The organism is Brevibacterium sp. CT2-23B, from assembly GCF_013168765.1.
Classification (GTDB): Bacteria; Actinomycetota; Actinomycetes; order Actinomycetales; family Brevibacteriaceae; genus Brevibacterium; species Brevibacterium sediminis.
In genome coordinates this window covers 314,137-340,444 of the sequence record NZ_JABBYK010000003.1, presented here as the reverse complement: position 1 = coordinate 340,444, position 26,308 = coordinate 314,137, and the positions used below count along the sequence as shown (strand labels likewise).

At 65.1% G+C, this 26,308-nt stretch carries 21 protein-coding genes; 14 read left to right on the top strand and 7 right to left on the bottom strand.

All coding sequences use genetic code 11. The features are described from left to right. Positions 1–176 precede the first annotated feature (176 nt). The 5 genes from HIM68_RS10090 (at position 177) to HIM68_RS10070 (ending at position 5,129) form a co-directional block, all read left to right on the top strand. A complete protein-coding gene (locus tag HIM68_RS10090) occupies positions 177–2,102 on the top strand; it encodes a sensor histidine kinase (RefSeq protein ID WP_172171835.1) in 1,926 nt (641 codons plus the stop codon). Then, on the top strand, positions 2,090–2,734 hold the full coding sequence (locus HIM68_RS10085; RefSeq protein WP_139909223.1) for a response regulator transcription factor: 645 nt from the start codon (positions 2,090–2,092) through the stop codon (positions 2,732–2,734). Before HIM68_RS10090 ends, HIM68_RS10085 begins: the two co-directional genes overlap by 13 nt. 1 nt (position 2,735) lies before the next feature. Beyond that, positions 2,736–3,671: a hypothetical protein gene (locus tag HIM68_RS10080; RefSeq protein ID WP_172171833.1), complete on the top strand. Its 936-nt coding sequence runs from the start codon at positions 2,736–2,738 to the stop codon at positions 3,669–3,671. A gap of 68 nt (positions 3,672–3,739) precedes the next feature. Beyond that, the gene (locus HIM68_RS10075; protein WP_172171832.1) at positions 3,740–4,489 is read left to right on the top strand and encodes an SDR family oxidoreductase; all 750 of its coding nucleotides are present in this window, start codon (positions 3,740–3,742) and stop codon (positions 4,487–4,489) included. Between the two features lie 100 nt (positions 4,490–4,589). Continuing rightward, positions 4,590–5,129 (top strand): DUF421 domain-containing protein, encoded by a 540-nt coding sequence (locus tag HIM68_RS10070; protein ID WP_172171830.1) that lies wholly within the window; start codon positions 4,590–4,592, stop codon positions 5,127–5,129. A gap of 3 nt (positions 5,130–5,132) precedes the next feature. Here HIM68_RS10070 and HIM68_RS10065 read toward each other — a convergent pair whose 3' ends face one another. Then, on the bottom strand, positions 5,133–6,143 hold the full coding sequence (locus HIM68_RS10065) for an amidohydrolase family protein (RefSeq protein WP_367647501.1): 1,011 nt from the start codon (positions 6,141–6,143) through the stop codon (positions 5,133–5,135). Positions 6,144–6,229: 86 nt separating this feature from the next. Here HIM68_RS10065 and HIM68_RS10060 point away from each other — a divergent pair, with 86 nt between their 5' ends. Further along, entirely contained in the window at positions 6,230–7,072 is an 843-nt protein-coding gene (locus tag HIM68_RS10060; RefSeq protein ID WP_172171828.1) for a DUF402 domain-containing protein, read from the top strand. A gap of 75 nt (positions 7,073–7,147) precedes the next feature. Beyond that, complete coding sequence (locus tag HIM68_RS10055; protein WP_172171826.1) at positions 7,148–8,170, top strand: NADP-dependent oxidoreductase; 1,023 nt, start codon at positions 7,148–7,150, stop codon at positions 8,168–8,170. A 96-nt stretch (positions 8,171–8,266) separates the two neighbouring features. Here the strand turns inward: HIM68_RS10055 and HIM68_RS10050 are convergent, their stop codons facing one another. The 5 genes from HIM68_RS10050 to HIM68_RS10030 form a co-directional block, all read right to left on the bottom strand. Next, positions 8,267–9,721, bottom strand: coding sequence for a rhamnulokinase family protein (locus tag HIM68_RS10050; RefSeq protein ID WP_172171824.1), 1,455 nt, complete (start codon positions 9,719–9,721; stop codon positions 8,267–8,269). 29 nt (positions 9,722–9,750) lie between these two features. Further along, positions 9,751–11,787, bottom strand: coding sequence for a bifunctional aldolase/short-chain dehydrogenase (locus HIM68_RS10045; RefSeq protein WP_172171822.1), 2,037 nt, complete (start codon positions 11,785–11,787; stop codon positions 9,751–9,753). A 103-nt stretch (positions 11,788–11,890) separates the two neighbouring features. After that, a complete protein-coding gene (rhaI, locus tag HIM68_RS10040; protein WP_172171820.1) occupies positions 11,891–13,060 on the bottom strand; it encodes an L-rhamnose isomerase in 1,170 nt (389 codons plus the stop codon). 86 nt (positions 13,061–13,146) lie between these two features. Next, positions 13,147–13,500 carry an L-rhamnose mutarotase gene (locus HIM68_RS10035; protein ID WP_139469116.1) on the bottom strand — a complete coding sequence of 118 codons (354 nt, stop codon included), beginning with the start codon at positions 13,498–13,500 and terminating at the stop codon, positions 13,147–13,149. Position 13,501: 1 nt separating this feature from the next. Then, entirely contained in the window at positions 13,502–14,863 is a 1,362-nt protein-coding gene (locus HIM68_RS10030) for an MFS transporter (RefSeq protein WP_172171818.1), read from the bottom strand. A gap of 286 nt (positions 14,864–15,149) precedes the next feature. On the opposite strand from HIM68_RS10030, the gene HIM68_RS10025 reads away from it, so the two are divergent. Next, positions 15,150–16,157: a LacI family DNA-binding transcriptional regulator gene (locus HIM68_RS10025; RefSeq protein ID WP_172171816.1), complete on the top strand. Its 1,008-nt coding sequence runs from the start codon at positions 15,150–15,152 to the stop codon at positions 16,155–16,157. 3 nt (positions 16,158–16,160) lie between these two features. Here the strand turns inward: HIM68_RS10025 and HIM68_RS10020 are convergent, their stop codons facing one another. After that, positions 16,161–17,162 carry an asparaginase gene (locus HIM68_RS10020; RefSeq protein ID WP_172171814.1) on the bottom strand — a complete coding sequence of 334 codons (1,002 nt, stop codon included), beginning with the start codon at positions 17,160–17,162 and terminating at the stop codon, positions 16,161–16,163. Between the two features lie 53 nt (positions 17,163–17,215). Here HIM68_RS10020 and HIM68_RS10015 point away from each other — a divergent pair, with 53 nt between their 5' ends. The 6 genes from HIM68_RS10015 to HIM68_RS09990 are packed head-to-tail and all read left to right on the top strand — an operon-like array spanning position 17,216 to position 26,058. Then, on the top strand, positions 17,216–17,650 hold the full coding sequence (locus HIM68_RS10015; RefSeq protein WP_139469119.1) for an MmcQ/YjbR family DNA-binding protein: 435 nt from the start codon (positions 17,216–17,218) through the stop codon (positions 17,648–17,650). Positions 17,651–17,705: 55 nt separating this feature from the next. Continuing rightward, positions 17,706–19,169 (top strand): DUF3375 domain-containing protein, encoded by a 1,464-nt coding sequence (locus tag HIM68_RS10010; protein ID WP_172171812.1) that lies wholly within the window; start codon positions 17,706–17,708, stop codon positions 19,167–19,169. Between the two features lie 56 nt (positions 19,170–19,225). Beyond that, positions 19,226–19,975, top strand: a complete 750-nt coding sequence (locus HIM68_RS10005; RefSeq protein WP_172172153.1) for a DUF4194 domain-containing protein — start codon at positions 19,226–19,228, stop codon at positions 19,973–19,975. Further along, positions 19,972–23,550 (top strand): ATP-binding protein, encoded by a 3,579-nt coding sequence (locus HIM68_RS10000; RefSeq protein ID WP_367647500.1) that lies wholly within the window; start codon positions 19,972–19,974, stop codon positions 23,548–23,550. Before HIM68_RS10005 ends, HIM68_RS10000 begins: the two co-directional genes overlap by 4 nt. Next, positions 23,547–24,905: a Wadjet anti-phage system protein JetD domain-containing protein gene (locus tag HIM68_RS09995; protein ID WP_172171810.1), complete on the top strand. Its 1,359-nt coding sequence runs from the start codon at positions 23,547–23,549 to the stop codon at positions 24,903–24,905. Before HIM68_RS10000 ends, HIM68_RS09995 begins: the two co-directional genes overlap by 4 nt. Next, a complete protein-coding gene (locus HIM68_RS09990) occupies positions 24,895–26,058 on the top strand; it encodes an MFS transporter (RefSeq protein WP_172171808.1) in 1,164 nt (387 codons plus the stop codon). Before HIM68_RS09995 ends, HIM68_RS09990 begins: the two co-directional genes overlap by 11 nt. Positions 26,059–26,308: the final 250 nt, after the last annotated feature.

Here is a 26,308-nt window from a genome sequence, read left to right as displayed (position 1 = left end):
GAAGGGTGAGGGACGCTCAGACACGCCGCGCGCAAAGGCGCGGCTGATGCGGTCCGGGGCTCCAGCGTCCACCTGGAAATCCAGTGGGGCCGGTCACAGGGTGTCGGGAAAACCCGACGTGGGGTCGGAGGTCTTCGTGCTGTTCGCGAGCCCGCGGCTCCCGTAGCGTATTTGCTATGAGTGAGAAGACCCCCGAGAACCCGCAGGATCAGGAGCCGCTCGGCCCCGATCCGCAGGAGCCTCAACCCCCACAGCGCGAAGAGTCGATCAGCGCCGAAGCGATCGTCAATGCACCGCCGACCACCGAAGTCGACGCAGCAGCGGTCGACGTACCGACCGCTCGCGAAGCAGGAGAGTTCCGGACGAAACCCGTCGACCTCGACGTGCCGTTCGCGACGGGCTCGACCCGAGTGATGGGAGCCGGCGAACAGGCCCAGCGTCCTGACGACCCACCGATGAACCCCACCAGGCCGGTCACCTACACACATCCGACGGCTCCTGCGCAGCCTGGCCCCCGCACCCATCCCTCGGCTCAGGCCGCACCATCCGGGTACGCGCCCTCGAACAACCCGAACTACCCCACCCCACCCGGCCGCGCCCCTCAACCCGGACCGCGCCCAGCACCACAACCCGGCCCGCAGTTCGGTCGTCCCGCGCCGCATGCACAGCCCATGCCGCATGCACGGCCTGCGCCGAACGCACAGCCCATGCCGATGGCACAGCCGATGCCACGCCCGCGGCCGCCTCGGCGGATGAAGCCCAAACGCGAACCCGTCGCCTACGCCCCGGTCACCGGCTCACTGCCGCTGAGCCGGGACGAGGTCACCGAGATCCCTGCCGACGGACCCATCACCTGGCCCAAACGCCCCACCGGAATCATCGGCGTCGCGAACCTCGTGCTCTCCGCCGTCCTCGCCCTGATCTGGGCGTGGATCCCGCTGGGACTGCTGTTCACCGGAATCGGCGGCATCTTCGCCCTCGGCCTCGGCGTCCTCGCCCTCCTCGTCTGGGTCCTCGTCCAGCAGGGCGCGAACAACGCCGAACGCTACCGGGCTGAACTCATCTACTCCGATAAGATCCCCGTCCCGAAGATCGAAAGCAGCAATCGCGAACCCGGCATGGGCCGCTTCCTCCACAATCGCTGGCTGCAGGTGAAATCCGGTGCCTTCTGGCGCTCGACCGCCCACCACTACATCAAGATGCTCCTCGGCCTGATCGTCGTCGCCGGCACCATTGCGGCAATCTGCGGTTCCATCTTCGGCATCTTCGCGGCCATCAACCCCCATGGAGTCAACACCTTCTTCATCGGCGAAACCATCGACGGACCGGCCCGCATCGGTGTGGCCATCGGTGCCGTCATCGTCCTCGCCAGCTCCCTGGCCATCCTGTGGTTCGCCCCGCTGCTCGACCGCGCCCTCGACCGGGCGCTGCTCGCCCCGGCCCGCACCGTGGCGCTGCAGGCCGAGGTCACCGAACTCGATCGGGCCCGCATGGCCGGCCTCGAGGCGGCCGCGGCGGAACGTCTGCGCATCGAACGCGACCTCCACGACGGAGCCCAGCCCCGCCTCGTCGCTCTGACCATGACCTTGGGCATGGCGAAGACGAAGATCGACACAGCTCCGGAGAAGGCGAAGGAACTTGTGGCCGAAGCCCATACCGAAGCCAAGGGCATCGTCAACGAACTCCGCCAGCTGGCCCGCGGAATCCACCCCGCTGTCCTCACCGATCGCGGACTCGACGCCGCGGTCTCCGCCCTGGCCGGACGGTCGACGATTCCCGTCGACGTCGATGTCCGCCTCGAGGGGCGGATCGGGCGTGAAGCCGAGGCCGTGTCCTACTTCGTCGTCGCCGAATGCCTGACGAACATCGCCAAGCACTCCGGCGCCACTCGCGCCAGCGTGTTCATCGCCCCGATCGAGAGCGGTGTGCAGATCGTCGTCACCGACAACGGCCACGGCGGTGCACGTGTCGACCGCACGGGGCGTCACACCGGGATCGCCGGCCTCATCGACCGGGTCGAAGCCGCTCGTGGCACACTGAACCTGACCAGCCCCGCAGGTGGGCCAACGACTGTAGTTGTGGAGGTGCCATGCGCATCGTAATCGCTGAAGACTCTGCCGTCCTGCGGGCCGGACTCGAAAGGCTGCTCGCCGACGCCGGACATGAGGTCATCGCCGCCGTGCCCGACGCCAACGAACTCCTCGCCGTCGTTCACAACGATCCGCCGGACCTCGCCGTCATCGACGTGCGCATGCCCCCGACGTTCACCGATGAAGGCATCCGCGCCGCCGTCCTCATCCGCAAGCAGAACCCGGACGTCAAGGTCCTCGTGTTCAGCCAGTACGTGGAGGAGCAGTACGCGTCCGAACTCATCGCCGAGAACACCGGCGGCTTCGGCTACCTGCTCAAAGACCGTGTCGCCGACGTCGAAGACTTCCTCACCGCCGTCGACGAGGTCGCAGGAGGCGGCACCGTTCTCGACCCGGAGGTCGTGTCCCAGATCCTCGTGCGCACGCGCAAGAAGGACGGACTCTCGACCCTGAGCCCCCGCGAGATCGAAGTCCTCCAGCTCATGGCAGAGGGCAAGTCCAATGCCGCGATCGCCGGCACCCTCTACCTCAGTGCCGGTGCCGTAGAAAAGCACATCTCCTCGGTGTTCACGAAGTTCGGCCTCACCGCCGACACCTCGGAGAATCGCCGAGTCCTCGCCGTCCTCACATTCCTCGGAGCCTAGAATGCCTGCCACAGTGCGCATCAGCGAATCCGCCCGCGTCGGTCTGCGCGCGGTCCTGATCATCCTCGCCGCCGTCGTCCTCCTCGTCCCCGTCATCGTCAGCACCGCCCAAGGTGCTTCCCGCCTCGACTACGGGCGGATCGAATCGTCCGAACCGCTGCCGAAGGCGATGAAGGAACTCAAGATCGGCCTCGACTCCGGTGGTGCTGTCGACATCAAGACCGCCGACGTCGCCGAGGCGACCGTGAAGCTCACCGGCACCGGTCCCCGTGACAGCTCCGCGAACCTTGAGGTCGACAGTCGAGCCGATACCGCCGAGGTGGCCGTGAAGAACGGCGGGAAACTCGAGAACACCAGGTTGACCGTCACCATCCCGACCAGTGAGGCGAAAGACCTTGCGCTGGACTTCGACGGCAACTACGGCCGGTTCGATGTCACCGGCGATTTCGCCGAGATCAACGCCGATACCGGCGGTGGAACCGCGAACGTGACCGGGTCGGCTCAGAAGGTGCGGACCACGAGCGATTGGGGTGCGACCTACCTGGACGGAGACTTCGGTACGGTGTCGGCCAAGACCGGGGTCGGTGCCATCGAAGGCGAGAACCTCACCGTCAGCGACCGCATCGACGTGGTCAGTTCGACGGGAACCGTCGACCTCGACTTCACCAATCAGGCGATGCCCACCGGCGGAATCATCGCGAAGACAGAAGAGGGCTCGATCGACATGCGAGTGCCGAATCTCAAGCTCACCTCAGAAGAGCTGGATAAGGACTTCTTCTACCGGATCAACGCGAAGTCCAATGACGGCACCGTCGACCTCGCCTCCGATCTGAAGAAGTACGACGTGGCGGACGACCCGAAGGAAGCCAAGGGCAAGATCCTCGTTCCGATCTCGGCCACAGCCGACACTGGTACTGTCACAGTCAACCAGAACTGAGAAACGACCGGCGCACCGGCGGGCTCGACGTCGGGCCCGCCCGTGCTTCGTCTGAGGGGTCGACGATCATGCAGATCACCGTCTATGGAGCCACCGGAACCTTCGGCGCGCAGTTGGTGCCCCAACTGCGCGAACGTGGACACACTGTTATCGCCGCTCATCGCGGGAGCGGGGTCGACACGGTGACCGGTCAGGGAGTCACCGAGGCGGCCGAAGGCAGCGACGTCCTCGTCGATTGCGTCAACCAGCTGACGATGAACGCCGACAAAGCCATCGATTTCTTCTCACGCAGCTCCCGTTCGATCGCCGAGGCGGCTGCCGAGAAGCCCGGCACCTCCGTGGCCGTCCTGTCGATCGCGTTCCGCTCCGAGGCCGCCGAGTCGCGGCTGATGGGCTACTACCGGGGCAAAGCCATGCAGGAGCGCATCTTTCGCCGGCTCATCCCGGAGGAGCAGCTGCTGATGTTCCGGTCGGCTCAGTGGTTCGAACTCGTCGACACGATGACGATCAAGGCCGGGCCGCTGCGCTTCGTGCCGAAGATGCGCGTGCGGGCCCTGGCAGTCACCGAGGCGGCACGCATGATGGCCGAAGCCATCGACGCACGCGAGCGCGGCACCATCGAGGTCGCCGGTCCCGAGATCAGCGACTTCGCTGAGATCGCCCGCCGACTTGCCGCTGCACGTGCCCGGAAGGCGGGTGTGAAGCCGTCGAAAGTCGTCGGCATTCCCCTGCCCGGGCCGATGGCCCGCGACGGCCTCATCCCACCGTCACCGAGGATGTCCGATAAGACCGTCGACGAATGGCTGCGCTCGGTCTGAGCTTCGTGTGAAGAGCTGACCCCGCTGCGAATCGCTGACCCCGACCCCAGCGCAACGCCCCGATTCCGGGGCAGGCGTATCATCCGTTCCGGAGGTTGTCATGGATTGGATGGAATACGGGCTCAACTGGGTCGACGCAGTCAGGATCGTCGTCTCATGTGTGGCCTTCTACTTCGGGATCATTCTGCTCTTGCGCATCTTCGGCCAGCGCACTCTGGCGAGCCTGTCGAGCTTCGACGTGGCCGCGATCATTGCGATGGGAGCGATCATCGGGCGGTCCATCCTCGGCGATACCCCGACCCTGGCGGCCGGAATCCTGGGTCTGGCGACCCTGCTGATCCTGCAGGCGCTCAGCGGATTCGGCCGACGCTTCGGATTCGTGCGCAGCGTCGTCAACTCCCCGGCGGTGGTGCTCATGGCCGGTCGTGAGATCCTCAAGGACAACCTGTCGAAGAGCCACGTCGACCACGACGAACTCATCGCCAAACTGCGATCTGCCGGCATCCGCAACCGCGATGAGGTGGCATGCGTGATCCTCGAATCGACCGGTCAGATCAGCGTCATCCGACGCGGTGCACCCACCGCCGAGGAGATGCTCACCGGGGTCGTCGGCGCCGACCGAGTGCCCCGCGACGGCTGAGACTCAGTCGAGCCCGAGCACCTTCGCGCCGTTGGTCCACAGCACCGAGCGCATCCAATCATCGCCGAGACCCAGCCCTGCCAGTCCGGAGATCTGATCGACATAGGGATAGGGGATGTTCGGGAAATCAGAGCCGAGGATGACCTTGTCCTCAAGCCTGGCCAGTCGTTCGCGGTAGGCGGGGGTCACCTCGGCGGGGGTGGAGAAATACCCGGAGGCGAACATCGTCGTATCGAGATAGACGTTGTCGAATCTCTCTGCGAGATCGGCGAACTCGTCGTACTCGGGCATGCCCATATGGGCGATGACGAAATTCAGCTGCGGGAATCGCTCGAGGACGTTCGCCACCGCCTGCGGCCCGGTGTAGGCGCCCGGCAGGGGAGCAGATCCGGCGTGGATGACGATCGGCACTCGGGCCTCTTCGAGTGCCTTCCACGCAGGGTCGAGGACCTCGTCGTCGGGAGAGAACACACCGACCTGAACGTGGACCTTGAACAGCTTCGCACCGGCGGCAAGCGCGGCAGGGACGTAGTCGGCTGATTCGGGTTCGGCATAGAGAGTGCCGCAGTGGATGACGTCGTCGTGGGCGGCGGTGAACTCGGCATTCCATTCATTCAGCCAGGCGGCCATTCCGGGTTTGTGCGGGTAAGTCAGGGCCGGGATCGCGCGCAGGCCGAGCTCGCGGACGATATCCAGGCGGGTGTCCGTGTCGTACCGGTAGGTGATCGGCCAGTCGCGACCGTAGTTGTCCGCAGCGTTGTCGAAGTACTCCCACACCTTGTCGAGTACGTTCTGCGGAAGGAAGTGGACGTGGATGTCGGCGAGTCCGGGCAGGCCGAGGGCGCGGACGTAGTCGGGCACCTCGGCATCGGTGCGCGGGGGAGCGGTCATCGTGTTCGGGATCTCGAAGGTGCGACCGATCGTCGTCTCCGGGGCAGGGTTCGCGGTCGGGGGAATGGGTGCAGTCTGGGCGGCCGAGGGGGTCTGAGTCGCTGCGTCATCGGAGTCGTTCATGGCCCCACTCTATGACCTCGCCGCCCAGGTCTTCACGGTTGGTCGGTCTTCAGCGCTCGCCCATGACCGACGCATAGACTGCCCGCATGAGCCTGCGCGATCCGTTCACGATCCCCACTCCGTCCCAGGTCAGACCCGTGGGGACGGCGCCGTTCTGGACTCCGGGACAGACCGTGACCTGTACGTTCCGTCGTTTCGACTTCGACCGCGACCTCGCCGAGGTGGCCCGCCCGATGCGTGTCATCGCCGACGGGCCGTCCGGCTCTGTTCTGTGGTTGGCAGGGGGTACGCCGACGCAGGAGACCCGCATCGTCGGGTGGGAAGACACGAACGCCCACGATGTGCCGTTGAAGGTACGGTTTCGTCCCATCGCCGAGGCGCCGACGAGGATCAATGTCGAGGGCACGTGGCGGGGTCGTGGAGTGCTCAAGATCGTCCCGCCCGAAGCTCCGTTCTCCGTATGGGTGCTGCTCAAAGATGCTGGGGATGATGTCGATCGTCCAGAGTCCGGCGGCGTGCAGGTCGAGTGGTACATCAATCTTGAGACCTCACACCGACGCAGCGATGATGCGCTGTTCACCAGCGATCACATCCTCGATATCACCTTCCCGATCGCGTCTATGCCCCTGCACGCCGAGGACGGTCGGCTCGATCCGACCGGTGCCGTGTTCAAGGATGTCGACGAACTCGCCGCGGCGGCGAACTACGGCGCGTGGCCGAAGGAGTGGTCGGAGATCATCCGGGACAATGGCAGCCATCTGCTCGATCACCTCGGCGATTTCGGGTGGGCCTTCGATCCCGAATGGGAGACGGTGGCCCGCGATCTGGTGGGGAAGGTTCGACTGGGTGCCGCCTCGGTGTCAGAAAAATCGTTCGATCAGGAACATCGGGCGATCCCGAATGGTTGTTATGACCGACAGCATCGGTGATCGTCGCGGATGCACCTGTCGCCCCATTGAAGCACACAAGCGAAGAATGATCTGCTGCTGAAAGGAACCGTCTCCATGACGACCAACCATCGGATTCGCCTGAACTCGCGCCCTGTGGGCGCTCCCACTGCAGAGAACTACCTGCTCGACGAGGTGCCTGTGCCGACCCCGGGCGAGGGGCAGGTGCTGCTGCGCACCCTCTATCTCTCGCTCGATCCGTACATGCGCGGGCGGATGTCGGACGCGAAGTCTTACGCCAAGCCCGTCGAGGTCGGCGATGTCATGGTCGGCGCCACCGTGTCCGAGGTCGTCGAATCCAATGCCGAGGGCTTCACCGCCGGTGAGATCGTGCTCGGCTACGGCGGTTGGCAGGAGTATTCGGTCGAGTCGACCGGACACCTGCGCAAGATCGACCCGGAGATTGCGCCGATCTCCACCCACCTCGGTGTGCTCGGCATGCCCGGGTTCACTGCGTACGCGGGTCTGCTCGAGATCGGTCAGCCCAAGGAGGTTGAGACCGTGGCCGTGGCCGCTGCGACCGGTCCCGTCGGATCCGTCGTCGGTCAGATCGCGAAGATCAAGGGAGCGACTGCCGTCGGCATCGCCGGCGGACCGGACAAGGTCGCTCACCTTCGTGAGCTCGGCTTCGACGTGGCACTTGACCACCGCACGGGGAACCTGCGGCAGGAGCTGAAGGAGGCGGTGCCGCAGGGCATCGACGTCTACTTTGAGAACGTCGGCGGGGAGGTCTTCGACGCTGTGCTGCCGCGGCTCAATACGTTCGCTCGCGTGCCCGTGTGCGGTCTCGTCGCCAACTACAACCTCACCTCGCTGCCAGAGGGGCCGGACCGTTCGGGAGCGCTCATGGGCAACATCCTGACGAAGTCGCTGCTCGTGCGCGGATTCATCCAGACCGAGTTCGCCGAGCGTCTGACCCCGCAGTTCCTTACGAACATGAGCGGCTGGCTCAAGGAGGGCAAGGTTCGCTTCCGCGAGGATATCCGTCCCGGTCTCGACAAGGCTCCCGAATACTTCAACGATCTGCTCACCGGCGGAAACTTCGGCAAGATGGTCGTCGCCGTGGGCGCCGAGAGCTGAGTCTGTCGGTTCATCTCTGAATCGGAAACGAAGAGGCGGCGTCGGCCAGTTCTGGCCGACGCCGCCTCTTTCTTGCCTTGCGGATCGCAACGCTGTTCAGCCAGGCAGGTATTCGGTGACGGAGAACGAGTTCCTCACGACCTGACGCAGCTCGTCCAAGCTGCTGGTCGGATCGACCTGACCGACCGCTCGCGCTTGGATGAGCAGATTGCCGATCGCCGTCGCCTCGACGGGACCGGCGAGCACTCTGCGGCCGGAGCGGTTCGCGGTGAGCTGGCAGAGCAGAGTGTTCTGCGAACCGCCGCCGACGATGTGGATCGTCTCCACACTCCGTCCCGTCAGCTTCTCGGCCTTTGCAATGGTCTGAGCATAAGCGGCAGCAAGCGATTCGAGGATGGATCTGACCACCTCGGCGCGGGTGTGGGGAGGGTCGATGCCGTGCTCACAGCACCAGTCGCGGATGCGGGTGGGCATGTCCCCGGGTGGGGTGAAACGTCCATCGGACGGGTCGAACACAGCCACAGGCGTCGTGATTGCGGCCGCCTCGGCGAGCAGGCTCTCAAGGTCCGAGCTGCGCTGAGCATCGGTGGCGTCGTGTTCCCACTGGCGCATCGATTCGCTGAGCAGCCACAGACCGGACACGTTCTTGAGGAACCGGATCGTTCCGTCGACTCCGCCTTCGTTCGTGAAGTTCGCTCGGCGCGCCTCCTCGGTCACGACCGGTTCGTCGATCTCGAGACCGACCAGGGACCAGGTTCCGCTGGAGATATAAGCAGAGCTCTGCCCCTCCATCGGCACGGCCACCACCGCCGAGGCGGTGTCATGACTGCCCACGGCCGTCACCTGGATCGGTTCGACCGCCCCGAGACGTTCAGCCACCGGTGCAGTCAGTTCCCCGATGCTCTCGCCGGGGGAGACGAGAGCGGGCAGAAGATCGGCCGGCAGTCCGAGCCGCTCCATGAGGTCGGCGTCCCAGTCTCCGTTGCGGACCGACAGAAGCCCGGTCGTCGAGGCGTTCGTGCGTTCGGTGCGCATCTGCCCGGTCAGCCAGAATCCGATGAGATCGGGAACGAGCAGTGCCGCGTCGGCGAGGTCGAGGAACCCGGATTCGGCTTCGACCGCGAACTGGAACACGGTGTTGAAGTCGAGGTGCTGGAGGCCGTTGTGGGTGAAGAGCTCATCAGGGGCGACGAGTTCGTGGACGATTTCGACACCGCGCAGATTCCGTCCGTCCCGGTAATGGTGCGGAATCCCGAGCAGTTCTCCGCCGCGGAGCAGCCCATAGTCGACGGCCCACGAATCGATGCCGATGCTCACGAGTCCCGGACTTCTGAGGATGGCTTCCCGGAGGCCCGTACTCAGTTCGGCGAAGAGCGACTGGATGTTCCAGTGCATGCTCTCGCCCAAGAACTGCGGCACATTGGCAAACCGAGCCACGGGGTTCATCCGCAGCACGCCATCGTGCACGCCGCCCAAGATGACGCGGCCGCTCGTGGCGCCGAGGTCGACCGCGGCGAGAGTGAGACCGGCAGCAGATTCAGTGGTATCCATATGTATGAGGATCTCCGTTCGCGTGCGGCTCAGCGCAGGAACGCTGCGGCGACTCCGGCGTCGACGGGCACGTGCAGGCCGGTCGTATGCGAGAAGTCGGAAGTGCACAGCGCATAGACGGCGTTGGCCACATTCTCCGGGACGACCTCACGGCCGAGGATGGTCCGCTGAGCATAGAACTTGCCCAGGTCCTTCTCCTCCACCCCATAGGTCTTCGCGCGCTGCGCACCCCAACCGCCGGCGAAGATTCCTGAACCGCGCACAACGCCGTCGGGGTTGATGCCGTTGACACGGATTCCGTGTTCGCCGAGTTCAGCCGCGAGCAGACGCACCTGATGAGCTTGATCGGCTTTCGTCGCCGAGTAGGCGATATTGTTCGGTCCAGCGAAGACGGAGTTCTTCGAGGAGATGTAGACGATGTCACCGCCGAGCCCTTGGTCGACGAGGATCCGGGCGGCGTTCTTCGACACGAGGAACGACCCCTTGGCCATCACGTTGTGCTGGAGGTCCCAATCGGCTTCGGTCGTGTCGAACAGCGACTTCGACAGGGACAGCCCGGCATTGTTGACGATGAGATCGAGACCGCCGAAGGCGAGGACCGCCTCATTCAAGGCCGCCTGCACTCCGGCCTCATCGGAGACATCGGCTGCGACGCCGATGGCGACATCGGTCGGCCCGAGTTCGGTCGCAACCTCCTGTGCTTTGGTCCGGTCGAGATCGGCGATGACGACGCAGGCCCCCTCGGCGACGAGGCGAGTGGCGATCGCCTTGCCGATCCCCGAAGCGGCGCCGGTGACGAACGCGATGCGACCGGCCAGCGGCTTAGGTGCAGGCCTCCGCTGCAGCTTGGCTTCCTCGAGAGCCCAGTATTCGATGCGGAACTTCTCCGCCTCGCTGATGGGAGCGTAGGTCGACAGCGCTTCGGCTCCGCGCATGACGTTGATGGCATTGACGTAGAACTCGCCGGCCACCCGCGCTGTCTGCTTGTCCGCACCATAGGAGAACATGCCCACCCCCGGAACGAGGATGATCGCCGGATCCGCCCCGCGCATGGCGGGTGATTCAGCATCGGCGTGGCGGTCGTAATAGGCCGCATAATCGGCTCGGTAGGCCTCGTGCAGTGCCGGGAGTGCGGCGATGGTCTCTTCCACCGAGGTGGCCGCCGGCAGATCGATGACCAGCGGCTTCACCTTGGTGCGGAGGAAATGGTCCGGGCAGCTCGTGCCGAGTTCGGCCAGAGCGTTGAGCTTCTCCCCGGCGAGGAATTCGAGCACCGCCGGTTCATCGGTGAAGTGCCCGACCATCGTCCTGTCCGCAGAGGCGAGACCACGCAGGTGCGGAGCCAGGGCCGCGGCCTTGGCCTGACGCTCATCGGCAGGCAGAGCGGCGAAGTCCGTGCGCTCTGCGCCGAAAGGTTCGGGGCGGCCGTGTTCGGCGATATAAGCGGCCGCGGTGTCGATGATCCACCGTGAGTTGGCTTCGGATTCCGCCGAGGTGGCTCCCCAGGCCGTGATCCCGTGACCACCGAGGATGGTGCCGATGGCCTGCGGGTTCTCCGTCTTGATCGCGGCGATATCGAGGCCGAGTTGGAAACCGGGACGGCGCCACGGCACCCAGACTACCTTGTCGCCGAAGATCCTTGTGGCCAGTTCCTCACCGTCTGCCGCAGTGGCGATGGCGATGCCCGAATCCGGGTGGAGGTGGTCGACGTGGGCGGCGTCGACGAGCCCGTGCATGGCGGTGTCGATCGAGGGTGCGGCACCGCCCTTGCCGTGCAGGGTGTAGTCGAAGGCCGCGACCATCTCGTCTTCGCGGTCGACACCGGGATAGGTGTTCTCCATCGCTCGCAGCCGGTCGAGGCGGAGGACCGCGAGACCTTCGGGAGTCAGCGTTCCGAGGTCTCCGCCGGAGCCTTTGACCCACATGAGTTCGACGTCTTCGCCGGTCACCGGGTCGATGTCGGTGCCTTTGGCGGAGGTGTTGCCACCGGCAAAGTTCGTATTGCGACGATCGGCGCCGAGCGAGTTCGAGCGGGTGATGAGTTCGTTGACGGTCGGATGGGTCATGGTTCTCCTTGAAAAGGATGGTGCGGGTGTCGAAGTGCGTGATGCAGCGAGGTGGGTCGAGACAGTGGGCGTCGCGATTTCGGGACGCCCACTGTCTCCAAGTTCAGGCGCCCCAGCCGGCTTGGGTGCCGCCGACGCGGTCGACTGCGATCTGCTCCTGGTAGCCGGATTCACGGAGGGCACGGATGGGGTCGGCCGGCAGTCCGCGGGAGACGCGCCAATCAGCGAGGTCGCTGCGAACATCGGTGTAGAACGCATCCATGAAGATGTCGTTGGCGGTGATGACATCGCCTGCTCGCTGAGCCGCAGTGAGCGCCTCGGTGTCGAGGAGGAGGGCTCGGGCGGTCATCTCCTGGACGTTGAGCACCGAGCGGATCTGTCCTTCGATCTTGTTCTCGACGTTGTGGCACTGGTCGAGCATGAACGCGATATCGGGACTGTTGAGGCCGCCTCCGCGAATCACTTCGTGGATGATTCGGAAGAGCTGGAACGGGTCGGCGGCACCGACCATGAGGTCGTCATCGGCGTAGAAGCGGGAATTGAAGTCGAACGAGCCGAGCTTGCCCAGGCGCAGCAGCTGCATGACGATGAATTCGATGTTCGTGCCCGGAGCGTGGTGGCCGGTGTCGAGGCAGACCAGCGCCTTGTCGCCCAGGGCTGCGACCTGGGTGTAGCTAGTGCCCCAGTCGGGGACGTCCGTGTGGTAGAACGAGGGCTCGAAGAACTTGTATTCAAGCACCATCCTCTGTTCCTCGCCGAGGCGGTCGTAGATCTGGGAAAGTGACTCGTGGAGTCGATCTTGCCGACCCTGCATGTCCGCTTGGCCAGGGTAGTTCGAACCTTCGGCCAACCAGATCTTGAGGTCCCGTGATCCAGTGCGATCCATGACGTCGATGCATTCGAGATGAGCGTCGATGGCCTTGGCGCGGATAGCCTCGTCCTCGTGGGTGAGGGCACCGAACTTATAGTCGTCGTCCTGGAATGTGTTCGAGTTGACCGTGCCCAAACGGACTCCGAGTCCGGCAGCGTGGGCAGCCAGCTCATCGAAATCGCAGAGGTCCCACGGAATGTGCAGGGCCACCTGTGGAGCGAGTCCGGTGAGTTCGTGGACCTTTGCAGCATCGGCGATCTTCTCGAACGGGTCCCGCGGAGTGCCCGGGGTGCCGAAGACCTTGAAGCGGGTGCCGGAGTTGCCGAACGCCCAGGAGGGCAGTTCGATCTCCTGCGCGGCGAGCTTATCGGTGATGTCGGAGAAGGTGGGGCGAGTGCTCATGAGAGTTGGTATTCCTTAATGTTGCGGTGGTGCTGGGTGCATTGTGGGACTGAAGAATCAGCGAGTCGCTGGATCCGATGCAGTGGTCACTCGGGGTGAACTTCGGCCCGGGCCGCAGCGAGTTGGTCCTCGAGGTGGAAGACTTCGCGGATTCGTTCCGGTCCTGCGTCGAACGACCCGCCGGCAGCGAAGTACGGAGACATCGACTGCTGCCAAGCAGCGTTGATCTCCGTCAGCTCCATCCCCTTCTGCGCGGCCTCGTAGTCGTCCGTTTCGAGATAGCCGATGACCATGCCGGTCGGATCCGCGAACAGGGAGTAGTTGCGCCAACCGGTGGATTCGAGAGCCTCGAGCATGTCCGGCCATACGGCCCGGTGTGCCGCGACGTACTCATCGAGGCGGGCAGGATCGACCTGCATGCGGAAACACACCCGCTCCATCTCAGCGTTCCCTGACTGCGGTGGAATCGGTCGAACCGGATGTTGCGGTTCCGTCGGTGTGGATATTGCCCGCGGCCACCTCGGTGGCGTGATCGGCATCGAGGAGTCGGCCGTAGCGTTCGATCTCGATCTCTTCGAGGGTCTTGTTCTGGGTGTTCGGGGCCCAGATCATGCCGATGAGCAGGGCGGCGACGAGGAGTCCGACGATGAGGAATCCGACGCCGTGGATGCCGGTCTTCTCGAGCATGAGAGGGAACCACAGAGACAGGACGCCGACCATGACGCGCACGATCATGAACATGAAGCCCTGTGCTGAGGCACGGTAGCGGGTGGCGAAGAGCTCGGCCGCCCACAGCCCGTAGAAGGCCTGAGCGCCCAGTCCGGACGAGATGCCCCAGCCGATGGCGAAGACGAGGAGGGAGAACCAACCGGCCGGTCCCCAGATGAGCACGGCCCAGGCGATGACGCCGAGTCCGGCGCCGAAGCCGTAGAGCCAGCGGCGGGAGACCTTGTCGCCGTAGCGCATGAAGCCGAAGAAGGTTGCGGCGCTGGTCAGACCCCAGACGAGGACCTGCAGCAGGTATTGGGAGCGGGCGTCGGTGAGTCCGGTGGCCTCGTAGATGCGGGGCTGGAAGATTCCGGCCTGACCGGCCACCGTGTTCCACAGGCCGTAGACGCCGATGAGGAAGAGGAGTGCTGTGATGTTCTTCTTCTTGGTGAACATCCCGAAGATTCCGCGGTAGGTGCCCACGGTGTTCGGGTTGGCCTGCTTCTTCGTCCAGCGACGCGATTCGCTCAGTCCGCGGCGGACCCACCAGGTGATGAAGGCGATGACGAAGAGGTGGGCGAAGATGATGCGGGAGCCGAGCAGACCCATCGGTTCGAGCAGGGCGGCAAGGAGGAAGCCGATCATCGGCCCGATCGACCAGGCCAACTGGGCCACACCGACATGGCCGGCCCTACGGCCGTCGGGGGCTTCCTCGGCGATATAGGTCCATGCGGCGGTGACACCGGCACCGACGGCGATGCCTGTGAGGACGAAGCCGATGAGCAGCGAGGCGAAGTTGAACGCGAAGATCGCGAACAGCGTGCCGAACATGTACAGGAGCAGGTCGTAGGTGTAGATGAACTTCCGGCCGTAGCGGTCACAGAGCGGACCGCCGATGGCTGCACCGATCGCAGCACCGAAGGCGTTGGCACTCAGTGCACTGAGCAGGCCGACGGCCATGCTGTCGAGGCCGAATTCCGTCTGCCACAGGCTGATGCTCGTGGCGATCGCGATGATCGAACCGGCTTCGATGTAGTTCGACATAGCCACGGCGACCGTGGCCTTCCATTTGGACGACGTCGTTGTGTCCTTCATAGGTTCCTCCAGGATGGCTCGGTGATCGCGACTTCGCGAATCCGCCGGGTGAGATGAAGTGATTGAAACGTTTCAATATTGTTGCTCGGAACACTAGCATGTCGTTCGGGTCACATCAAGACGGCCGTTGGCGGTTGTGGAAGTTGGGGTGGGAGCGGCGGCCGGAATGACGGTGCGTCAGGCACAATGAGACATGCCTGCCCGCGAAATTGCGGAGTGCCGCGGAGCGGATAACGGACGGCACAGCGCAGGTGACGTAAGTACAACGGATGACAGAGGGAGACTCATGGCGAAAGTGAGCATGCGCGAAGTCGCCGACCGCGCAGGAGTCTCGGTCGGCACGGTCTCCCATGTCGTCAACGGTTCGTCGAAGGTCGCCGAGGCGACGGCGGCGAAGGTCAACGCCGCGATCGAGGAGCTTGGTTTCGTTCGCAATGCCGCGGCCAGGCAGCTGCGATCTGGGCACAGCAGCAGTTTGGGCCTCGTCGTCCTCGACACCGCGAACCCGTTCTTCGCGTCTGTTGCGCACGGGGCCAGACAAGCCTGCGACGAGGCAGGACTTTCACTGCTCATCGGAGACTCGGGGACCGATGAGGCCCGGGAATCGAAATATGTCGACCTCTTCGCCGAACAGAGAGTGAACGGTCTGCTCGTCACCCCGACTGGCTCAGACCTGTCCGGGCTCGAATCGATTGCGTCCAGAGGCACGCCCGTCATGCTCGTCGACCGTGACTCGAACGGCTACGCCCTGTCGTCAGTGACCGTGGACAATATCGCCGGAGGGCGGTTGGCACTCGACCACATCATCGCCGGTGGCTGCACGAGACCAGCGTTCATCGGCGGCCAGCAGTCGCTGCCGCAGGTCGCCGACCGTTTGACCGGAGCGCGAGAACGAGCCGGTCAAGCAGGACTCGAGTTGCCGGTCTTCGACACCGCCGAACTCACCATCCTCGCCGGACGGGACGCGGGGGAGAAGGTCGTCGCGCTGCCCGACGATCAGCGGCCCGACGCGGTCTTCTGCGCCAATGATCTGTTGGCGGTCGGATTCATGCAGGCAGTCATCATGTTCAGCGATCTGCGGATCCCCGAGGACATCGCGATCGTCGGCTACGACGATATCGACTATGCGTTCTCAACGATCGTGCCCTTGACTTCCGTGCGGCAGCCGGCGGAACTGCTCGGACGCACGGCGGTGGAGGCACTCCTGCAGGAGAACGCATTGGCCTCGGATGAACATCACGACCGCCAGTTCACCCCGGAACTCGTGGTGCGGGGGTCGACCAGGCCGGTGTGAAGCTCAGTTGAATTGACCAAACACCTCGGCGGGGTCAAGGCCGAAGCTCAGCGCCAGGTTGAGCACGATGCGGGCCTTGCGAGCGTCGAGGATTCCCGCGGAGATGAGCCCGGAATCGAGCAGGCCGATCTCGCCGCCCGGATAGCCGTAGGTGCGGTGCAGGCTCGCACCCGAACCGGTACGTGAGGCCAGCACCACGGGCATCCTCTCGGCCAGTCGGGCCACGGCGGGCATCAGATCCTCGGGGACGTGACCGCCGCCGACTCCGGAGACCACGGCTCCGGCGAACCCGGACCCGTCGATGAGATCAAGGGTCTCTTCCGGTTCGCCCATCCCCACCTCGGCGAGGGCGACCTTGCTCAGTTGAGACGGACGGGGAAGTCCGGCGAACGGTGATTTCGGAGGCTGGGGTGCGTGCGGGAGATGGAGATCGTCTTCGCTCAGCCATCCGATCGCGCCGAGGATGGGCCCGGAGGAGAACGCGGCCGTCGAGGTCGTGTGCGACTTCGTTGCGAACCTCGGATCGTGGACCTCGTCATTGAACACAAGGGACGCAGGCAGGTTTCTGACCTGGTCGGACAGGGCAGTGAGCGCGGCGGCCCGGACATTTGCCGGCCCGTCGGCTCCGGGCAGGGTCGGATTGCGCATGGCCCCGGTGACAGCGATGTGAGTGCTCGAGTCATTGAGCAGCCAGAGCCCGAACGCGGACTCTTCAAGAGTGTCGGTGCCTTGGGTGAGGACGATTCCATCGGCCGCGGATGAGCGGGCGAGTTCGACGACGTCGAAGAGCATCTCGAGGGTGACATTCGCGCTCGAAACCTGAGCAACCTGAGTGAAATCAGCCTGCAGATCCGGCCAGACCTGATCGAGACCTGCGGCCGCAGCGATCTCTGCCCCACTGAGTGCTGGAGCAACCCCACCTGCGGCATTGGCGGTCGACGCGATGGTCCCGCCGAGAGCGGCCAAGAGCAGGTGAGGGGCGGTGTGGAGTGAGGTCTCAGGCATGATTCGAGTCTAACGTCAGTTCCTACGTCAGTGGCCTTTGCTAGTCTCCACGCATGGACCCCGCCACCGTGCTCCGCTTGGCCAACGACCAAGCCATGCAGTACCCCTCGGTCGAGCTCGACCACCCGTTCGGGCCGGACAATGCCGTGTACAAAGTGCGCGGAAAGATGTTCATGATGGCATACGAGCTGCGGGGAGTTCCGAGTCTCAACCTCAAGATCGATCCCCTCGACGGTGAGGTGCTGCGCGACGCCTATGCGGAGATCTCACCCGGCTATCACATGAACAAGAAGCACTGGATCACCGTGGCCGGGGAGGGAAGCGATGACGGCGGCGAACCCGGCGCCGCAACTGCCGGCGATCGTCTCGATCCCGATCTTCTCCACGACCTCGTGCTCGAGTCCTATTGTCTTGTCGTGGCCAAGATGCCCAAGAAGGACCGACCTGTTGACCCTGACACCTTCGGAGGGAGGAGAGACAGCCGTTGACCTCACCCGACTCGCGAATTGGCGCGCACCCGCCTAGGCGCAGAGAATAGTTCCTATGTCCGCCCTGTCATCCGCGCTCGCCTACCGGCGACTGCTCGAATCGAATGCCACCCTGCGCATGCTCCGGGCCGACAACCTCGCTGTCATGGCCGGAACCCTCGACGCTCATCTCGGCAAGCCCGGCACCAGGATGAACACCGAGGATCTGCACGAAGGCATCGATGCCGACCTCGAGGAGCTGCGCGACCACTTCGACCTCTCGCTGCGGACGGCGAAGGCCTACTGCGATGACTGGCGTCGCGCCGAAATCCTCGTCCGCCGTCCCGCCACCGCCGCCAGAGGCGAAACCTACGAACTCTCCGCCGCCGGCTTCGATGCCATCCGCATGCTCGAGCAGCTGCGCACCCCACCACAGACCGCCACCGAATCCCGGCTGGTCAGCCTCGCCCAATCCGTGCGACAGCTGGCCATCGACACCGACCCGGACAGCTCTCGCCGCCTCGCCTCCTTACGCGCCGAACGCGACCGCATCGACGCCGAGATCGCCCGGGTCCGCCGCGGCGATCCGCGCTCCGTCGTCCTCGACAGGCGGCGAGCCAACGAACGCGTCTCCGACATCCTCCAGCAGGCGCAGGGACTGCCCGCCGACTTCGCCCGCGTGCGCGCCCGCTTCGAAGAACTCAATCAGGAACTGCGGGTCTCGATCCTCGCCGCCGAGGACTCCCAGTCCCAAGTACTCGACGAAGTGTTCCGCGGCGTCGACCTCATCGAGTCCTCTGACGAAGGTCGGACGTTCTCGGCGTTCTCCGCCCTCGTCCGCGACCCCGAACAGTCCGCGGCCTTCGACGACGACATCGCCGCCATCCTCGACCGGGACTTCTCCGCCACCCTCTCTCTGGCCACCCGCCGTTCCCTGCGCACCCTGATGCGCCAGATGAAGGACGGGTCTCACGAGGTTTCGGACATCCTCACCGAGTTCGCCCGTGGCCTGCGCCGCTACGTCCACTCCCACGAATTCCAACGCGACCGCGTCATGCGCACTCTCCTCCAGGAGGGTCTCGCCGCGGCCGCGCCCGTGTCGCAGGAGCTCAAACCCTACGACGAGATCGGCATCGACCTCGAACTCTCCAGCGTCTCACTCGGCAGCGTCGGCGAGGTCATCCTCCACGACCCTGAGGAGTTCGACGCCGGAGCGGAACTCGGCGAGGCCACGGACTCCGAGATCGACTTCGCCGAACTCATCGCAGTCGCCCGCGAATCCGAAATCGACTTCGCCGAACTCACCGAGAACATCAACTCCGTCGTCACTTCCGCCCACGAAGCCTCCGTCGCGGAGGTGCTCGAAACCTTCCCCGCCACACAGGGACTGGCCAGCGTCGTCGGCCTGTTGTCCCTGGCCAGCACCTATGGCCACGTCGATGTCGGCAACCGCGAAATCCTCACCTGGGCCGGTATCGACGGCATCGTCCGCACCGCCGCGATCCGCCGCCACTACTTCACCGAAGGCATCACCCTATGAGCCCCACCCACCACGACAACGACACAGCCCCCGCCGAGGTGGGGGTCGCCTCGGCGATGGAATCCACCGACTCCGCAGACGACCTCGGCCACAACCCCAGCGGTCTGTGGTCCGGTGACACCGGAACGCTGGGAGAGCGCACTCGCCGAGTGCTGCTCGAACTGCTCAAAGGGCCGTATGTGTCCGGGACGCAGGCCCCGCAGCTGTGGGCCGCTCTCGTCGCGGACGAGGGCCTCGTCCGTTCGCGCCTGCACGATCTGTTCCTCGACCTCGTCATCGACCGGGTCGACGAATTCGCATTCACCCGCAAGATCGTCACCGACGAGATCGACGCGCCCGCCGCGGTGCGCAGCGAACGACTCACCTTCCTCGACACGGCGATGCTGCTGGTGCTCCGGCAGCTGCTGTTGGCCGCGCCGGGGGAGAAGCGTGTCATCGTCGATCGCGAAGAGGTCTATGAACGACTCGCGATCTACCGCACAGGGGACGAATCGACCTTCCAGCGCAATCTCAACGGCGCGTGGTCGCGGATGAGCAACCGCCTGCGCGTGCTCCACAAAGCCGGTGAAGACCGCTTCGAGATCTCTCCCATGGTGAAGTTCCTCATCGACGAGGACCGTGTGCGCGAGCTCATCGCCGTCTACGAACGCATCGCCGCTGGTGAGACCGATGCCGTTGAGATCCATGACGGCAAGTCTGATGACGGCGGGGACTCCATCGCCGAGGCGGTCGTCGACAATACCGCCACCGACGCATCCGATGCCGATAGCGACATCGACGCCGACACCGAGGAGGACGACGCGTGACCGAGGCACTCTTCCCGCTCGATGCCGCCTTCGTCGCCGACCAGGCGCGTGCTCGCGGAGCGAACCGGCCCGACGTCGGCAGTCAGTGGCGCCTGAGCGAGATCCAGATCGCGAACTGGGGCACCTTCGACGCCGACATCCACCGCATCCCCGTCTCCCACAAGGGCCACCTCATCACCGGGCCCTCGGGCTCGGGCAAGTCCTCCCTCCTCGACGGAATCGCCGCAGTCCTCACCCCGGACAAGTGGCTGCGCTTCAACGTCGCTGCTCAGACCGCGGGCGCTCGCCTCGACCAGCGCAGCCTCGTCAGCTACGTCCGCGGGGCCTGGACTCGCACCGCGGATTCCGAAGAGGACCGGGTCGTCAGCAAATATCTGCGCCCGCGCGCCACCTGGAGCGGAATCATCCTCCGCTACGACAACGGCAGCGACAAGCCCCTGTCGTTGGCCCGACTCTTCTTCATCAAGGGTTCGGGCACGAAAACGACGGACCTCTCCGACGCTTGTGTCCTCGAGCGCGCGGACCTCGACCTCTCCGACCTGCAGCACTATGCGCGCTCCGGACTCGAGACCCGCAAACTCAAGGCCGACCATCCTGATGCGGTGGTCACCTCGAACGGCCACCACGGGAAGTTCTATGCACGGATGCGCAAGACCTTCGGCATGGCCGACGAGTCCGCACTCCAGCTGCTGCACAAGACACAATCGGCGAAGAGCCTGGACAGCCTCGACCGGCTCTTCCGAGACCATATGCTCGAAAGTCCGGTGACCTTCGACCTCGCCGAGACTGCCGTCGCACAGTTCGGTGACCTCAAGGACGCTCATGACCATGTCGTCGAACTGCGCAAACAGCGCGATCATCTGCTGCAGCTGCGCGAAGCCGCCTCCCGTTTCGAGACTGCCAACGACATCGCCGCGAAGTCGATCGCGCTCAGCGAAGCTCTGCTGCCGTACCAGAAGCGGCGCGAGCTCGATATCCTCCGCGCCGACCTTTCGGCGCTGACCAGGCAGATCGTCGAACTCGAAGTCACCGCCGACCGCGCCAAACGTGACTTCGACGCCGCAGTCGACGAATACGACTTGGCCCGACGAGCCACTTTGGAACTCGGTGGTTCCGAGGCAGAGCACCTTCAGCAGCGCATCGACACCGCCGAAACCGAACGTCGTGCCATCGCCGAACGTTGGTCTGGGCTGGCTCGTCAGCTTGAGCAGGCCGGCATCGAGCACGCCCCGACCACTGCCGCCGAGTTTGCCGAACTGCAGGCCCAGATCGCCTCCAGCCTCGACGACGACACGCAGGTCGCAGGACCCAGCCATGCCGATCACGACCGGTTCTCTCAGGCGCGGGCGAAGGTCCGCGAACTCGAAGGGGAGATCGAATCCCTTCGGCGGTCCGGATCGACCGTGCCGAACAACCTCATGACGATCAGGTCCGAGCTCGCCGCCGGCACCGGACTGAGCGAGAAGGCGCTGCCGTTCGCGGCCGAACTCATCGAAGTCGACCCCGACGAGGCCCGGTGGACGGGTGCCATCGAGAGGGTGCTGCGGCCCATGGCTCTGACCGTCCTCGTCCGTTCTGAGAACCTCTCGGCCGTGCGCACCTGGGTGGATTCCCACCGCATCCGCGGACGCCTCGTCTTCGAGGAGATCCCGCGCTCAGTGCCGAGCCCCCGCCCCGTGGGCAGTGAGAAGTCGCTGGTCAACAAGGTGAATGTCAGCGACACCGGCTTCGGCGACTGGGTCCGGACCACCTTGTCCGAACGCTTCGACTTCGCCTGTGTCGACCACCCGGACGAACTCGACGACCATCCGCGCGCCGTCACCGTCAAGGGCCAGGTCAAGACCTCACGCACCCGGTACGAGAAGGACGACCGGCGGGCCATCGACGATCGCAGCCAATGGGTCCTGGGCAACCGCGAAGCGAAACTCGAAGCCCTCGTCGAATCCCTCAAGGAGGCTCAGTCGGAACTGGCCGCGGCCGAACAGGTGGTCGCGGCGGCTGACGCCGAAACCGCACTGGCCCACCGTCGCCGCGGCATCCTCGCCGGTATTCGCGAACAGTCCTGGCGCGACGTCGACCGAGACGGAGCGGCCGAGAAGGTCGCGACTCTCGAGCGGCAGCTGGCCGAACTCGAAGATGCCGACGGCGACCTGCAGCAGGCGATCGGCGCCGAACGCGAAGCCAAGGCGGTCAAGGACGCGGCCGAGACAGCGAAGAACGAAGCCGACTATGCCCTTCGCCGGGCGAACGAGGAATCGACGGGTCTGCGCTCGAACCTGACCCGGATCGAGGACGACGTCAACTCAGGTCGGGTGGCGGAAGTCGAGGGCCACCTCGGCGAACAATTGGACGAACGGTTCCGGAAGATCCAACGCAGCATCAAGCGGGAGAACCTCGCCGAGGTGGGCCAGCAGGTCTCGCAGGTGCTGCAGGAGGAGAAGGACCGGGCGCAAGCCGATGCAAGTCGGTCGGGGCAGTCCGTGACACGGTTGGCTGCCGAGTTCAAGGCCGCATGGCCATCGGTATCGTCCCAGCTCACGGCGGAAGTCGATGATCGGCGCGCCTACCTGTCGATGCTCGATGAGATCCTCGCGCACGGCTTGCCCGATCATGAGAACCGTTTCCGGGATCTGCTGCAGCAGCGGTCCCGGGATCTCATCGGCGAACTCCTCAACGAGATCCATGCCGCCCCGCGTGAGATCGAGGATCGGGTCGCGCCGATCAATTCGTCCCTTCTGCGGTCGCAGTTCGACGAGGACCGGTACCTGCGGCTGAAGGTCAAGACCCGGCGGTCCGAGACCGTCAACGCCTTCATCGCCGATCTCCGCCTCGTGGCGAGCGGCAGCTGGGGTGAGGACGATATGGAGACTGCGGAGAGGAAGTACGACACCCTCGCCGAGGTGATGCGCCGATTCTCATCCAGCGAGCACGTCGACAAGGTCTGGAAGACTCAGTGCCTGGACACACGCCTGCACGTGAGCTTCCTCGCCGAGGAGATCGACGACCATGGTCGTGCACATGCCACCTACGATTCGGGTGCGGCGATGTCCGGTGGTCAGCAGCAGAAGCTCGTGATCTTCTGCCTGGCGGCAGCGCTGCGCTATCAGCTCGCCGACCCGGATGAGGCGATCTCGAAGTACGGCACGATCATCCTCGACGAGGCCTTCGACAAAGCGGATACGCGGTATACGCGTATGGCCTTGGACATCTTCATCGAGTTCGGCTTCCACATGGTGCTGGCGACTCCGCAGAAGCTGCTGCAGACGATCGAACCCTATGTGGGTGCGGCGACCTCGATCGAGAATCCGAGTCGGCAGAAGACCCTGACCTCGACGATGGTGTGGGACGAGACGGAGCTGGACGGGGCTGGAGCTGAGTCGGTCTCGGAGTCAGTATCGGAGTCGGAGTCAGTCGCTGGCGCTGGCGAAGAATCGAGCGGCGCCGGAGCGGCCACGGAAGCTGAGGGATCGGACGGTGCCGGTGGGGCAGATGGGTCTGAGAAGGCGGACGGCTCCGACAGCATCCGTGTGGCCGGTGAAGTCGAGCTTGAGTTCGAGGAGTCGGACGCCCGATGACGATGCTCTCCGTCGCCGAGGCTCGGGACAAGGCGCGCAAGCGCCTGGCTGCGTCTATGGCTGCCTGGGCGGCGGAACAGGTCGAGGAGGTGCGAATCGAGATCGCCCTCAAATCGCCGACGGAACAGCAGGTGCTCTCCGATCAGGCTGCTGCCGCCGACTGGGCCGGCAGTTGGCGGGCGGTCCGGGAGGTTGCGGGGGCAGCCGCGGGCGCACCTGCAGAGCTCGAGATCGATTGGGAAGAGCGCAGCTGGGTCCGCGTCGGCAGTCAACGCGTTCCGGTCCGACTGCGACTGCTGACCCCTGATGCAGTGGCCGCTTTCGTTGGCGGCGACACCGCTCGAGAATGGCGGAGGCTGCGAGACCGTGCCGTCAGCATCCGGCAGCGACTCGGGTCCGTATCGAACGGCATCGCGGCGACTCGCGACGCGGACGCGGAGGTCAGCTCGGACGGGGGCTCCCTTGCCGCGGCGATACGTTCCCAGTCGAAACGGATCCTCTCCTTGTCCGACACTGCGTTCGTTACTGTCATCGACGTCGTCGACTGGCTGTGCACCCATCCGCTCGGATCGCTGCGACCCAGGCAGCTGCCCATCCGCGGGGTGGACTCGAAGTGGTTTGAGACCCACCGCAGCCTCGTCACCGCCCTGCTCGGAGGGATCGGCCATGCCGATGCGGTGACCGTCCTCGACGCCGAACCGCGACTGCGGCTGCGTATCCTCGACGGGACCTTGATCGGCTCCGTGGATCATGAGGTCACCGTCGATCGCACCTCGGACAGAGCGGCCGCCGCGTCCCTCGACGATGTGACCGCTCCGATCTCCCAACTCGGTCGACTGCCCATATCGCCGAGGCTGGTCTTCGTCTTCGAGAACCTCGAATCCGTGCTCGCCATGCCGGATTGGCCGGGTGCCGTGGCCGTACACGGCTCCGGCTATGCCGTCGACGGGGTCGCTCGATTGGACTGGATCGCCGGTGCGCGCGTGATCTATTGGGGCGACCTCGACTCCCATGGTTTCGCGATTCTCAACCGCCTGCGCAGCCACCTGCCGGAGGTCGAATCCGTGCTCATGGACGAAGCAACTCTGCTCGTACACCAGGACCTCTGGGTGCCGGAACCGAAGCCGAGCACCGGCACTTTCGCACATCTCACCGGCACCGAGGCACGTGCCCTCGAACGACTCCGCGCCGAAGGCCACGTTCGACTCGAACAGGAACGCATCCCGTGGGAGACGGCACTGGAACGGTTGAGGTCCGCGGCCGAGGTGGAGACCTCGGGTCACCTCGGCGAAGGAACAGGTCGTGGCGTGGGAACGGAGCACCGCCTCGGCGAGGGCCTCGATGATGACCGATAAACCCCGCGGGGGACTGGCCGCGCTGTGCGTTGCCGAACTCGTCTGCTGGGGCCTGCTCTACTACTCTCTGCCGGTGGCGGTCACCCCGATCTCTGACGATATGGGGTGGAGCCACACGACGGTGACGGCGGCGCTGACAGTCGGGCTCATCGTCTCAGCGCTCATGGGGCCCAGCGTCGGGCGGATGCTCGACCGGCACGGTCCGCAGCTGATCATGGGCGCGGGCACGGCCATCGGGGTCGTCGCCCTCGGACTCGTCGCGATCGCGCCGAACCTCTTCGTGTTCTTCGCCGCTTGGATCCTCGCCGGATTCGCCCAGGCAGCGACGCTCTACCCGCCGGCTTTCGCCGTCATCACCCGCTGGTACGGGGCGGAGCGGACGAAGCCCCTGACGACGATCACGCTCGTCGGCGGGCTCGCATCGACGGTCTTCGCCCCGATCATCGCCTGGCTCATCGACAGCCTCGGCTGGCGGGGAACCTACGGTGTGCTCGCCGGATTGCTCGCCGTCCTCGCGCTGCCGATGCACCTGTTCTTCCTCAACCGCACCTGGACCGACGAGGCGGCCGCATCCACGGTGAAGCCGAGCCGGGCCGAACTGCGCCGCGTCACTCGTCACCCGCGCTTCATCACCCTGCAGATCGCCGTCGCGATCGCCACGTTCACACTCTTCGCGGTGACGATCAACATCATCCCGCTCATCATCGAACGCGGTGCCGGCTACAGTCTGGCGGCCATCGCCCTCGGCCTCGTCGGCTTCGGCCAGATGGCGGGACGATTCGGCTACCCGAGTCTGGAACGGCACTCGTCGACACGGTCGCGGACGGTCATCCTCTTCGCCTCGGGCGCTGTCGGCCTGTGGCTGCTCGCTCTGGTTCCCGGCCCGATCTGGCTGCTCATCGGCATCGCCATGCTCGGCGGTAGCGTGCGCGGCTGCATGACATTGCTGCAGGCCACAGCGGTGTCCGACCGGTGGGGGACGAGGAACTTCGGGGCCGTCAACGGCGTCTTCGTCGCGCCGATCACCGCGGGCACGGCGCTCGCACCGGTCGCGGGTCCGGCGCTGGCTGGGGTACTCGGCGGGTACCCGATGATGGCGGTGACCATGGCCGGGCTGCTCACACTGGCGACCCTGCTGTCTGCGCGGACGTGAATGCCGCCTCGGTGAGGGGCACACTCTCTGAGCAGAGAAACGTGTAAAAGAATCGGCGATTTTTTTACACGTTTCGGAGATATGGAAAGTTGCTTGACACATCTGCCGGGCTCTCCTGCGGGCCTCCCAACAGACACCTCGTCGGAGGATCCTGCACATGCGAACCCATGGTCAGGGCCGCCTCGGCGAGGTTCTTCCCTGACCGAAAAGGGAGATATTCCCGCACTGGAGGGTGAGGAATCGGACAGCC